The organism is Brucella sp. NBRC 12950, from assembly GCF_030268145.1.
Lineage (GTDB): Bacteria > Pseudomonadota > Alphaproteobacteria > Rhizobiales > Rhizobiaceae > Brucella.
In genome coordinates this window covers 88,577-99,373 of sequence record NZ_BSQC01000019.1, presented here as the reverse complement: position 1 = coordinate 99,373, position 10,797 = coordinate 88,577, and the positions used below count along the sequence as shown (strand labels likewise).

The following is a 10,797-nucleotide window of genomic DNA, read 5'->3' as shown; positions in this document are numbered from 1 at the left end:
TAATAAACACCCTGGCGCGGGGTGGAGCAGCCCGGTAGCTCGTCAGGCTCATAACCTGAAGGCCGCAGGTTCAAATCCTGCCCCCGCAACCAATATCCCCAAAAAATAAACCAAATCTTATCGCTGGCACGAAGACTTCATCTTCGCTGGCGATCGTTGCTCGTCGTCCTGTGGACCATAACCTGAAGGGTGAGGAGAATAAGTAATCGATTGAGTATCGATTACCCGCCGAACGGGAAAAAGCATCACACGAAACCAAAGCCCAAAAAACATCAATAAAATCAAAAAGCCCGGTGCATAAGAAGCCGGGCTTTTGACGTTCCTGATAGATGATGAAGAAGGCTAAAGGGCTGGCCAACATAAGCCATGCTGCTTACATGCTGACGCCGGCTAGCCTCACAGAACAATGCAAGCCCAGCTATCCTAAAAAACAACGCGGCGCTTTTGAAAAAGTGGCTATGAAACTCTATACTAAGCCAAGTAATAAGCTCGTAACAGGAAAGTAGCCGATGAAACTACTGTCTATTGGTTTAGCCGTTATGCTCGCTGTCTCGCTTGGGTTTCCAGCATATGCCGAAGTACGCTTTGGCAAGAATGTGCGCGTCGGTGGTCACGATTTCTCCAATCAGACCTTTAACAGCAAACGGCGGGGCAAGATTTATCTCTACGAAGGTAAGCCCCGCAACGAAGGTTGTGTCTGGCGAAAAGGCAAGAATGGCGAGCGCGTGAAAGTCTGCCATTTGCAGACGAAGAAGAAGCGGAAGTGATCTACGCAGTTTAAGATCGGAGAGCATGCGGACTGCTGGTCATGAAGGGAACTAGCCCTTCGTTCGTTTAGTTTTCCGGTTGGGCAAGCACCGCCTTATGCATCGAATGATGCCTTTAGAGTTGACGAGGCCCATGCTTGGATACCTTCGTATGAGAGGTCTGCTATGATGAGATTTTCGGCGTAACGTAATCATAGATGCGAACGGTCGGTGCGGCGGCATCGCTATCAGCATCAAAGCAGATAAGCATCGTATCGCCGTTATTATAAAAGCCCGAGAGATCATTGATTTGGGCAAATGGCACGAGATGTTGACCCGGAAATTTCTGCAACATGGATCAATAGCAAGACAGAGATGGCGCGGTATTGCTCGTGATGAGCTTCATGGAGAAAGATCACACCATTCATTGGTGATTAGCCAAATTCAAATAGCTCTGCGGAAAAGGGAAATTCCCAGGCGAGATTGGGGCTATCGGATATGTAGGTCTTCAACGTTGATACCCGAGATCGATAGTAACGGCTGGAAGCTATGTTGCGGTCAGAACTCGCTAGAAAATATGGACTGAGTATGAGGGGGGAATACGAACATTAATAAGGTCGTTATGCCTGAAATAAGAACGTTTGAATATCGAGTTGAAGATATTTCTGGCGGAGAGAGCGGGATTCGAACCCGCGATACGGTTCCCCGTATACACACTTTCCAGGCGTGCGCCTTCAACCACTCGGCCACCTCTCCGTCTATTGCTATTGTGATATCGTCTGATGAACAGAACTAACGCAAGCAAGGAAGGGCTTTCAAATCAGGTATTGGTTGACTACCAAAAAAGCCCCTGCGGCGCGCAATATAGCCAGAATGGGCTGATGTTCAACTCTTATTTGGCTTTTCGGCATTAAAATCTTCCAGCCTGTGAGAAGCTTTTTATAATCCTTGTAACTCGTTGTTATTAAATGGATAATTTTTGCGTGATTGGTGGGCAATTTCTGCACTTTGGGCTTAACCCGGTGCCATGCTATAATTAAGGTGCTGCAAAGATATAGTCAGGATAAGGTGCCGGGCAGATTTCCACGGCGCTGCATCTGAAGAAACAGGACAAGAATCGTGATCCGTTTTGTTTTGCGTGGTTTCGCGGTCATTTCTTTGGCGCTTGGCGTCATATTTGCGATTCTGGACGGAGCGCGCTCGGTTGGCGCCTCAGCTTTTGTCACCAAGCCGCTTTTGGATATATGGGCGAGAGCAGCACCTGAAAGCCTGGGGGATGCAGAAGCTTATGTGACGCACTACATATCGTCAGGAGTGTGGAACGGGATCTTCGTTCCTGTTCTCGAACAGCCGGGCTGGGTCTTGTTCGGTGTGTTGGCTCTACTGTTCTACGTCGCTGGCCATCGCCGCGAGAAACGTTTTTTACAATTCACCGCGCGGTAAACGGTTTAGCTTCGGCTTCTACGTTCTATGAATTTGTTTGTTCGTGTTGTGTGAGGGTTCCCGCCTTTCATGACATGCATAAGGAGGTATTAGATGGGTTTTCTGGACAGCTATCGCAAGAAAATTGAAATGCCTTCCCAATCGGATGCCTTGCCGGGCAGGGCAGCACCAATTCCGACTGCTCAAGCGCATTTTGTTTCAGGGCATTCGCTGAAGGGGCCATGGCCGGAAGGTCTGAAACAAGTCATGCTCGGCATGGGTTGTTTCTGGGGTGCGGAGCGGCTTTTCTGGCAGGTGCCGGGTATCTATGTGACAGCCGTTGGCTATGCGGGTGGTATCACGCCCAATCCAACCTATGAAGAAACCTGCACGGGTCTCACAGGCCATGCCGAGGTGGTTCTTGTGGTTTACGATCCAAAGGTTGTGAGCCTTGATGAACTGCTGACGCTGTTCTGGGAAGAGCATGATCCGACGCAGGGTATGCGACAGGGCAATGATATTGGCACGACTTATCGCTCGGTGATCTACACCTTTGACGAGGCGGATCGCGAAGCGGTTGAGAAGAGCCGGGATGCATATCAGTCAGCACTGTCTGGGCGTGGTCTCGGCCCGATTACAACGGAAATCGCTGATGCTCCGACATTCTATTATGCGGAGGATTATCATCAGCAGTATCTGGCCAAGAACCCGAATGGCTATTGCGGCTTGCGCGGAACGGGCGTTAGTTGCCCGATACCAGCAGCATCATAAAAGCAAAAAAATCGCGCGGTTAACTCCGCGCGATTTTCTTATTCAGGATCAACATACCTTCATCGTCACCGGTCAGCTCTTCAAAATCATTCCAGGCGATTTTACGATAAAGGTCAGGCTTGTCGGTATAGAGATAGGCTTCACTATAGCCGAGCTCCTGGGCTGCCGCTTCAATTGAAGCCATGAGTGCCTTCGCAACACCCCGCCCGCGGAATTCTGGTGCAACAAGCAGGCTTGCAACCCACGGCTTGAGGTGAGGGTGGCTGTCGAGATCGTTATGGATCAACAGGACAAAACCCGCGAGTTCGCCATTCCACAAGGCTGCACGAACGGCCTGACCATCGGTTGCATGGACAAGTTCGTGCATTCCGTCAATGATCTGGTCTTCAGTTGCGCCCGAAAGATAACCCCACTCTTTGTGGTTCCATTTGGCGCAGGTGGCGGCGAGATCGTTGCGGTCGTCCAGTTTGATGATTTCAATCATGATATTACCAGTGTGGAGGTTTGGTGACGGGCACGTCAGGCGCCGTCTGTTCTTCCAGCATAAGAAAACGATCGGTGAGAGCTGTCAGTTTCTTGTTCAGTTGATCAACGGTTTTCCATTGTTCGGCCAAGACAGATGATAGCTCTTCAATGGTCTTTTCCTGTTCAGCGACCCGAATTTCGAGTTCTGTCAGGCGGTTATCCGTGGACATAAAGCTGTTCCGTTTTTGCTGATCATCAGATGATAAAAAATCCGCGCTGACGGCTCAATAACAATTATCGAGCGGTCAGAACGCGGATCAATCTGTCTCTTATCGTATGGTTTGAAACTTACTTCGTACCATACATGCGGTCACCGGCATCGCCGAGGCCAGGGATGATATAGCCCTTTTCATCAAGGCTATCATCGATAGAGGCGGTGAAGACGTCAACATCAGGGTGAGCCGCAGTGAAGCGTTCAATGCCTTCCGGTGCTGCCAGCAGGCAGAGGAACTTGATGTTGGTTGCGCCGCGTTCCTTCAGCTTGTCGATGGCTGCAATGGCGGAGTGGCCGGTTGCAAGCATTGGATCGACCACGATGATGAGGCGGTTGACGATATCTTCCGGAGCTTTGAAGTAATATTCGATTGGCTGCAGCGTATCGTGATCGCGATAAAGACCTATATGCGCCACGCGAGCGGCCGGAACCAGATCCAGCATACCTTCCAGCAGGCCGTTACCGGCGCGCAGGATGGAGGCGAAGACCAGCTTCTTGCCTTCAAGCGTTGGTGCTTCCATTGGCATCATCGGTGTTTCGATCTGCATGGTGGTCAGTTCGAGATCGCGGGTCACTTCATAGCAAAGCAGCAGCGAAATCTCTTTCAGCAAACGCCGGAAGCTGGCGGTTGAAGTTTCGCGCTTGCGCATGATGGTGAGCTTGTGCTGGACAAGCGGATGGCTGACGACATTAACGCCCATGATTTTTCCACTTTTCTTGTTATCGTTTTTCACTTTAACGGCGAATGATGCCGGAGAAAACGCGTGGCAGGCGCACACGCACAGTTTTATCTGTCTTTGACCATTTTCAGCACTTGCGCAAGTCTGGTGGTTTGAATTTGCCGTGTGAATCTTGGCTGACCACCAGCTTATGCGCGCTAACTGCCGGAAATTAATCACCAGATCACAAAAGGGGTATCGGCCTGCGGTCTGTGCTTGTATCGTCCGGCACAAGCTTTATATGCATCAGGCAAACGGAAAACGGAGATCGGCTTCGTTTCGCACATGAACCGGCAGGTGAGTTATGGGCCAGCAGACAGGCAATGCAGACCGCGTGGGCGCACATGGTGGCATGGAGCATTCGTTCGGCTTCAAGGCAGTGGACGAAAGCGAAAAGCAGGGGCTGGTCAATGACGTTTTCCACAAGGTTGCCAAGCGTTACGATGTGATGAACGATCTCATGTCGGCTGGTATGCACCGCGTCTGGAAAGATGCGATGATCAGCTGGCTGGCTCCATCCAAGCGTCCGGGCTGGACTTCGCTCGATGTTGCAGGCGGTACGGGCGATATCGCATTCCGCATTGTTGAAGCGTCCGGGCGTCAGGCACACGTAACCATTCTCGATATCAACGGCTCGATGCTCGGTGTCGGTCGCGAGCGCGCGATCAAGAAGGGTCTTGCTGAAAACCTCGAATTTGTTGAAGCCAGTGCGGAAGAGCTGCCGTTTGAAGATGCAAGCTTCGATGCCTACACGATTTCATTCGGCATCCGTAACGTCCCGCATATCGACAAGGCGCTGTCTGAAGCCTATCGCGTGTTGAAGCCGGGCGGTCGTTTCATGTGCCTTGAGTTCTCGGAAGTTGAACTGCCGCTGCTTGATAAGATTTATGACCAGTGGTCTTTCAACGCCATTCCCCAGATTGGCAAGATGATCACGGGTGATGCTGATTCTTACAGCTATCTGGTTGAATCGATCCGCAAGTTTCCAAAGCAGGAAGACTTTGCGCGCATGATCCGCGAAGCGGGTTTTGAGCGTGTGAGCTATCGCAATTTCACGGGTGGAATTGCAGCGCTTCATTCAGGCTGGAAGCTCTGAGTCTGATATGAGCAATATTTCTGCTGCCATACGGTTGATGCGTGCTGGCTGGATCATGGCGCGCGAAGGCGTGTTGAGTTCACTGCCTGTTGATGATGCTGCAGGCCTGCCTGCGCTGGGGCACAAGTTTGCCAAAGTGCTAGCGCGCAAGCGGGCGAAAGATGCGCCTCGCTCAGAACGTATTTCGCGTGCGATGAACAAGCTTGGCCCTTCCTATGTGAAGCTCGGCCAGTTTCTTGCCACGCGTCCGGATATTGTCGGCAAGGATGTTGCCGCTGATCTGGAGCTGTTGCAGGACCGGCTCGACTTCTTCCCGCAGGCGGAAGCCGTTTCGGCAGTCGAGAATTCTCTCGGTCGCAAGATTGATGATCTTTATGTGAGTTTTGATGCACCGATTGCGGCTGCATCTATGGCGCAGGTCCATCCTGCCTATGTGATGAAAGATGGCGCGCCGCACAAGGTTGCCGTCAAGGTTATCCGTCCGGGTGTCCGCCAGCGTTTTGCGCGCGATCTTGAAAGCTTTTTCATGGTCGCCCGTATGCAGGAGCGGCATGTGCCTTTCACGCGCCGCTTGCGGCCTGTTGAGATGGTTGAAACGCTTCAGCAGACAACGCGCATCGAAATGGATCTGCGGCTTGAAGCGGCGGCACTTTCCGAGATTGCCGAGAACATCAAGGATGATGAAGGTTTCCGCGTTCCCGATGTTGACTGGGAGCGGACGGGCCGCGATGTCCTGACGCTCGAATGGATCGACGGCATCAAGATGTCGGATATCGGGGCGTTGAATGCAGCAGGCTTCGACCTCAAGAAGCTTGCTGAAACGCTGATCCAGTCTTTCCTGCGTCATACGCTGCGCGACGGTTTTTTCCATGCCGACATGCATCCGGGTAATCTCTTCGTCGATCCCAAAGGCACTATTGTCGCCGTTGATTTCGGCATTACCGGACGGCTCAACAAGGATCAGCGGCGCTTTCTCGCAGAAATTCTTTATGGCTTCATCACACGCGATTATCTGCGCGTAGCAGAAGTGCATTTTGAAGCCGGTTATGTTCCGCACAAGCACGATGTGGCGAGTTTTGCGCAGGCAATCCGCGCCATTGGTGAGCCTATCCACGGACAGCCAGCCGAAACCATTTCAATGGCAAAGCTGCTCACGCTTCTGTTTGAAGTGACTGAGCTGTTCGACATGGAAACACGGCCTGAGCTTCTGATGCTTCAGAAGACGATGGTGGTGGTGGAAGGTGTTTCGCGCACGCTCGATCCGCATTTCAACATGTGGAAAGCTGCCGAGCCGGTTGTGGGTGCATGGATTCGCAAGAATCTCGGACCGCAGGGCATGTTGCTGGATGCCAAGGACAGCGCCTATGCGCTGCTCCATTTCACCCGCAAGACGCCTGAGCTGGTGGCAAGAATGGATCGTGCTTCCGTGGCGCTTGACGAGATGGCCGCAAACGGTATGCGCTTTGACGATGCGACTGCAGAAGCCATTGGTCGGGCCGAGGCGCGGCATTCGCGCTGGGGGCGCATAGCACAGATAGTGATTGCAATTTCATTGGCTGCGATAGCGATTAAGCTCTATATGGAGCTTTAGCTTCACCATAATTCATCTGTTTGTTGATTATTCAACAAAATAGTGATTTCATTGATTGCATCAGTATTAGACCGGTGCAATCAAATGGCCAGTATTACAATCCGCAATCTTGATGACGCCGCAAAAGAGCGGCTTCGCGTGAGAGCCGCTCAAAACGGGCGCTCCATGGAGGAAGAAGCAAGGCTTCTGCTTGGCGGTTTTGAAGAGACGAAGCCGGTAGCCGCTGCTTTGTCGCCGATTGCCGGTTCATTGCGCGATAAGCGTATTCTTCTCATCATCAGCGGCGGGATTGCAGCTTACAAAACACCGGACCTCATTCGGCGTTTGAAAGAACGCGGCGCGCGTGTTCGCACCGTCCTGACTGCCGGAGCGCAGCAGTTTGTGACGCCGCTGACCATCGGCACTGTGTCCGCCGATCATGTGTTTACAGATCTTTTTTCCCGCGAGGACGAACAGGATGTCGGCCATATTCGCCTTGCGCGCGATGCCGATCTGATCGTTGTGGCACCTGCAACGGCCGGGCTTATGGCCAAGATGGCCACTGGCATTACCGATGATCTGGCCAGTGCTGTGCTTCTCGCCCGCAAGGTTCCGTTGCTGATTGCACCTGCCATGAACCCTGCCATGTGGGACAATGCCGCGACCCGGCGCAACCGACTGACATTGGAAAAGGATGGCGTGCATTTCATTGGGCCTGAAAAGGGCGAGATGGCGGAAAGTGGAGAGGCTGGCACAGGTCGGATGAGCGAACCGCTGACAATTGTCGCGGCAATTGAAAACCTGCTTGCGCCACAGGCGAGGCCGCTTGCAGGCAAAGTGATCGTCATGACATCTGGCCCGACACATGAGCCGATTGATCCGGTGCGCTATATTGCCAACCGTTCCTCGGGCAAGCAGGGCCATGCCATCGCTGCGGCCTTGGCACATCTGGGCGCCACTGTGCATCTGGTCTCCGGTCCTGTCACGATCGCTGATCCGCAGGGCGTCAACGTCACCCATGTTGAAACTGCGCGGGAAATGCAGGCGGCGGTTGAAAGCCATCTTCCCGCTGATGCGGCTGTGATGGTTGCAGCCGTTGCCGACTGGCGGACAGCTAATGCAGCCGATCAGAAGATCAAGAAACAGCCGGGCGAGGGCGCACCAACGCTCAGCATGGTTGAGAACCCGGATATTCTGGCCGGTGTCGGTCATAGTGAGAAGCGTCCCGGGCTGGTGGTGGGCTTTGCTGCGGAAACGCAGGACGTGCTCGCCAATGCCAGCCGCAAGCTCGACAAGAAAGGTGCCGACTGGATCGTTGCCAATGATGTGTCTGGCGATGTGATGGGCGGCGATCGCAACCGTGTGCGTGTTTTGAGCCGCGCAGGCATCGAAGAATGGCCGGAAATGAGCAAGGAGCAAGTTGCTGAAAAGCTTGCAGAAAAAATTGCGGCCGCACTTCTCGAAATAAAAAGCTGATTTTTTTATGCGGGGCATGTCACATTCCGATGCAGCTATCTCGTCTTGATGGTGAGCGACCAATACGGGTCATCATCAAGGAGAAGAGATCATGGAACTAAGACTTGCCCCTTACACTTTCGCCCCGCAGATCATGCAGGCAATGGTGGAGCTGGAAAAGCGCGTTGCGGCATCCGGACTTGAATATAGTCTTTATGAGCTGGTGAAAATCCGCGCTTCGCAGATCAATGGCTGTGCCTATTGCATCTATATGCATACGGCTGATGCGCGGAAGGCTGGCGAGACCGAAGAGCGTCTCTATCTGGTTGCTGCATGGCGTGAATCACCGCTTTATACTGCGCGGGAGCGCGCGGCACTTGGCTGGACCGAGGCGCTGACCCTGTTGGCACAGACGGGCGCACCGGATAAGGATTTTGATGCTTTGAAAGCGCATTTCTCAGACGAAGAGATCGTCAATCTGACCATGCTGATTACCACCATCAATGCATGGAACCGCATTGCAGTGGGCCTGCGTCTCGTTCATCCGGTCAAAGCCGATGCAGCTGCCGCTTGAGCCAAATATCAATGATGCGGGTGTGTTCGAGACCTTGCGGCCTCGGCTCATCCGCATTGCCTATCGTATGGTTGGCACCCATGCCGAAGCCGAAGACATTGTGCAGGATGCATGGCTGCGCTGGAGCGCTGCGGATCGTGCAACCATCCGTGAGCCGCAGGGCTGGCTTACGCGTGTGGTCAGCCGTCTTGCGCTCGATCATCTGAAATCTGCACGCGTACGACGCGAAACCTATCCCGGAACATGGCTGCCTGAGCCACTTGTCGAGGATGAAGAAGACCGCAGCGACGATATCACATTGACATTGATGCTGGCTCTCGACCGACTGTCGCCGCTGGAGCGGGCGGCATTTCTTTTGCATGACGTGTTCGATATGGGCTTTGAGGAGGTCGGGCGTGTGCTTGATCGCGATGCTGTGGCCTGTCGTCAGCTGGCGAGCCGCGCACGCAGCCATGTTCGACAGGAGAAGTCGCGGTTTTCCATGCCCGAGGATCGTGGACGCACGATTGCCGAGGCTTTCTTTCAGGCGTCCCGCAGTGGTGACATGACGGCGCTGAAAGGTCTGCTGGCTGAAGATGCTGTGATGTATTCCGACGGTGGCGGTATCCGCAATGCAGCGCTCAACCCGATATATGGGCGTGAAAAGATCATGCGCTTTTATGACGGTATTGCGCGTAAGACCGATGGGCTTGTGCCTGCCATCAATCATTTTGCGCTGTTTGATGGCTTACCCGGTCATATGAGCCTTGAGGCGGATGGCCTACCGCAAGTGGCTGCGGTGGAGATCGAAGACGGATTGATCCGGGGGGTCTATCTCATCCGCAATCCTGACAAGCTCAGCCATTTGCGGAGAATGTTTTAGAGCGCATCCCGAAAAGTGTGAAACGGTTTTCGGGATGCGCTCTAAAAGAATTCATCCAAGAGGCGATAAAAAGCGATCTTCTTTTCGTCTATTACAGGCCCGTTATAGAGAGTGAGGAATGGCATTACCCATTCTTTGCCGAGATTATATTCAACACTCCAGCAAGCCAGCGCCAAGTCCTGATGACGGTCGGCAAGACCCAGTCTTCCACAGTCGATGAAGCCCGTGAAATTGCCATTAGCGGCCATGAAATTGGGTAGGCAAGCATCGCCGTGGGTGATGACGACATCTTCGCTTGCCGGTTTAAGGCTGCAGAGTTTTGCGAACAGATCTTCAGCCGTTTGTCCTGCACGTTCGTCATCGAAATCATCTTCATCGACCGCACCTGCCAAAACACGTTTGCGGGCGTCTTCAATGCGAATATCGACCCGATGATCAAACGGGCATGATGCGGGATGAATATCATGCAATGATTTCAGCGCTGCTGCGAGAATTTCGATGATGCGCTGGGGTGCAAGACGATCTGCAGCAGATGCGAGGTCGTGGCCTTCCAGCCGTGTCATGAGCAGATAGCTTTGATCAGGCTCCTGAACAAAGCTCATGATAGCAGGGCAGGCTATGTTTTGCTGACTGAGCCAGGTCAACCGGGCCGCTTCATCGGCAAGCTCGCCGACAGGGCTTGCGGGCTCAATCTTTAAAACGAGCGGGGCTTTTTTCGGGTGCTCGAGAAGAAGAACATTGGCCGTGGATCGGCCAATGCCATCCTGCTGACTGCGATAGCCTGCCAGAGAATGCGCAAGTGCATCGGGCAGGTCGAGAGCAGCCAGAACAGGGTCGTTCATT

Annotated in this window: 13 protein-coding genes and 2 tRNA genes; 9 read left to right on the top strand and 6 right to left on the bottom strand. The window is 53.2% G+C overall.

Annotated features, from left to right (window positions below; all coding sequences use genetic code 11):
- Positions 1 to 15: 15 nt before the first annotated feature.
- A tRNA-Met gene (locus tag QSJ70_RS24635) sits at positions 16 to 92 on the top strand.
- A 417-nt stretch (positions 93 to 509) separates the two neighbouring features.
- Positions 510 to 767, top strand: coding sequence for a hypothetical protein (locus QSJ70_RS24630; protein ID WP_064321013.1), 258 nt, complete (start codon positions 510 to 512; stop codon positions 765 to 767).
- A 163-nt stretch (positions 768 to 930) separates the two neighbouring features.
- Here the strand turns inward: QSJ70_RS24630 and QSJ70_RS24625 are convergent, their stop codons facing one another.
- Together QSJ70_RS24625 and QSJ70_RS24620 are read right to left on the bottom strand one after the other, a co-directional pair.
- Positions 931 to 1,101 carry a hypothetical protein gene (locus QSJ70_RS24625; protein ID WP_285540465.1) on the bottom strand — a complete coding sequence of 57 codons (171 nt, stop codon included), beginning with the start codon at positions 1,099 to 1,101 and terminating at the stop codon, positions 931 to 933.
- Between the two features lie 311 nt (positions 1,102 to 1,412).
- Positions 1,413 to 1,502 (bottom strand) — tRNA-Ser (locus tag QSJ70_RS24620).
- Positions 1,503 to 1,865: 363 nt separating this feature from the next.
- Between QSJ70_RS24620 and QSJ70_RS24615 the strand changes: the two genes are divergently transcribed.
- Positions 1,866 to 2,189 carry a hypothetical protein gene (locus tag QSJ70_RS24615; protein WP_079212239.1) on the top strand — a complete coding sequence of 108 codons (324 nt, stop codon included), beginning with the start codon at positions 1,866 to 1,868 and terminating at the stop codon, positions 2,187 to 2,189.
- Between the two features lie 93 nt (positions 2,190 to 2,282).
- Positions 2,283 to 2,939 (top strand): peptide-methionine (S)-S-oxide reductase MsrA, encoded by a 657-nt coding sequence (gene msrA / locus QSJ70_RS24610; protein ID WP_285540463.1) that lies wholly within the window; start codon positions 2,283 to 2,285, stop codon positions 2,937 to 2,939.
- A gap of 19 nt (positions 2,940 to 2,958) precedes the next feature.
- Here the strand turns inward: msrA and QSJ70_RS24605 are convergent, their stop codons facing one another.
- From QSJ70_RS24605 to upp, 3 genes are all read right to left on the bottom strand, one after another.
- Positions 2,959 to 3,423, bottom strand: coding sequence for a GNAT family N-acetyltransferase (locus QSJ70_RS24605; protein WP_285540461.1), 465 nt, complete (start codon positions 3,421 to 3,423; stop codon positions 2,959 to 2,961).
- Positions 3,424 to 3,427: 4 nt separating this feature from the next.
- Positions 3,428 to 3,634 carry a SlyX family protein gene (locus QSJ70_RS24600; RefSeq protein ID WP_064321008.1) on the bottom strand — a complete coding sequence of 69 codons (207 nt, stop codon included), beginning with the start codon at positions 3,632 to 3,634 and terminating at the stop codon, positions 3,428 to 3,430.
- Between the two features lie 118 nt (positions 3,635 to 3,752).
- Entirely contained in the window at positions 3,753 to 4,379 is a 627-nt protein-coding gene (gene upp, locus QSJ70_RS24595) for a uracil phosphoribosyltransferase (RefSeq protein WP_007876474.1), read from the bottom strand.
- A gap of 322 nt (positions 4,380 to 4,701) precedes the next feature.
- On the opposite strand from upp, the gene ubiE reads away from it, so the two are divergent.
- The 5 genes from ubiE to QSJ70_RS24570 all read left to right on the top strand — a co-directional run bounded on the left by ubiE (position 4,702) and on the right by QSJ70_RS24570 (position 9,954).
- The gene (gene ubiE, locus QSJ70_RS24590) at positions 4,702 to 5,493 is read left to right on the top strand and encodes a bifunctional demethylmenaquinone methyltransferase/2-methoxy-6-polyprenyl-1,4-benzoquinol methylase UbiE (RefSeq protein WP_007876472.1); all 792 of its coding nucleotides are present in this window, start codon (positions 4,702 to 4,704) and stop codon (positions 5,491 to 5,493) included.
- A gap of 7 nt (positions 5,494 to 5,500) precedes the next feature.
- Positions 5,501 to 7,084 (top strand): 2-polyprenylphenol 6-hydroxylase, encoded by a 1,584-nt coding sequence (gene ubiB / locus QSJ70_RS24585; protein ID WP_285540457.1) that lies wholly within the window; start codon positions 5,501 to 5,503, stop codon positions 7,082 to 7,084.
- An 84-nt stretch (positions 7,085 to 7,168) separates the two neighbouring features.
- A complete protein-coding gene (gene coaBC, locus QSJ70_RS24580; RefSeq protein WP_285540455.1) occupies positions 7,169 to 8,539 on the top strand; it encodes a bifunctional phosphopantothenoylcysteine decarboxylase/phosphopantothenate--cysteine ligase CoaBC in 1,371 nt (456 codons plus the stop codon).
- A 91-nt stretch (positions 8,540 to 8,630) separates the two neighbouring features.
- On the top strand, positions 8,631 to 9,092 hold the full coding sequence (locus QSJ70_RS24575) for a carboxymuconolactone decarboxylase family protein (RefSeq protein WP_079212236.1): 462 nt from the start codon (positions 8,631 to 8,633) through the stop codon (positions 9,090 to 9,092).
- Positions 9,076 to 9,954, top strand: coding sequence for a sigma-70 family RNA polymerase sigma factor (locus QSJ70_RS24570; RefSeq protein WP_105518873.1), 879 nt, complete (start codon positions 9,076 to 9,078; stop codon positions 9,952 to 9,954). The genes QSJ70_RS24575 and QSJ70_RS24570 overlap by 17 nt, the downstream gene beginning before the upstream one ends.
- A gap of 41 nt (positions 9,955 to 9,995) precedes the next feature.
- Here the strand turns inward: QSJ70_RS24570 and QSJ70_RS24565 are convergent, their stop codons facing one another.
- Complete coding sequence (locus QSJ70_RS24565) at positions 9,996 to 10,796, bottom strand: APH(3')-II family aminoglycoside O-phosphotransferase (protein WP_285540452.1); 801 nt, start codon at positions 10,794 to 10,796, stop codon at positions 9,996 to 9,998.
- Between the last annotated feature and the right edge of the window lies 1 nt (position 10,797).

Coding starts and splice junctions, on each gene's coding strand:
- QSJ70_RS24630 (WP_064321013.1), top strand. CDS start 510: ATGAAACTACTGTCTATTGGTTTAGCCGTTATGCTCGCTGTCTCGCTT.
- QSJ70_RS24625 (WP_285540465.1), bottom strand. CDS start 1,101: ATGTTGCAGAAATTTCCGGGTCAACATCTCGTGCCATTTGCCCAAATC.
- msrA (WP_285540463.1), top strand. CDS start 2,283: ATGGGTTTTCTGGACAGCTATCGCAAGAAAATTGAAATGCCTTCCCAA.
- QSJ70_RS24605 (WP_285540461.1), bottom strand. CDS start 3,423: ATGATTGAAATCATCAAACTGGACGACCGCAACGATCTCGCCGCCACC.
- QSJ70_RS24600 (WP_064321008.1), bottom strand. CDS start 3,634: ATGTCCACGGATAACCGCCTGACAGAACTCGAAATTCGGGTCGCTGAA.
- upp (WP_007876474.1), bottom strand. CDS start 4,379: ATGGGCGTTAATGTCGTCAGCCATCCGCTTGTCCAGCACAAGCTCACC.
- ubiE (WP_007876472.1), top strand. CDS start 4,702: ATGGGCCAGCAGACAGGCAATGCAGACCGCGTGGGCGCACATGGTGGC.
- ubiB (WP_285540457.1), top strand. CDS start 5,501: ATGAGCAATATTTCTGCTGCCATACGGTTGATGCGTGCTGGCTGGATC.
- coaBC (WP_285540455.1), top strand. CDS start 7,169: ATGGCCAGTATTACAATCCGCAATCTTGATGACGCCGCAAAAGAGCGG.
- QSJ70_RS24575 (WP_079212236.1), top strand. CDS start 8,631: ATGGAACTAAGACTTGCCCCTTACACTTTCGCCCCGCAGATCATGCAG.
- QSJ70_RS24570 (WP_105518873.1), top strand. CDS start 9,076: ATGCAGCTGCCGCTTGAGCCAAATATCAATGATGCGGGTGTGTTCGAG.
- QSJ70_RS24565 (WP_285540452.1), bottom strand. CDS start 10,796: ATGAACGACCCTGTTCTGGCTGCTCTCGACCTGCCCGATGCACTTGCG.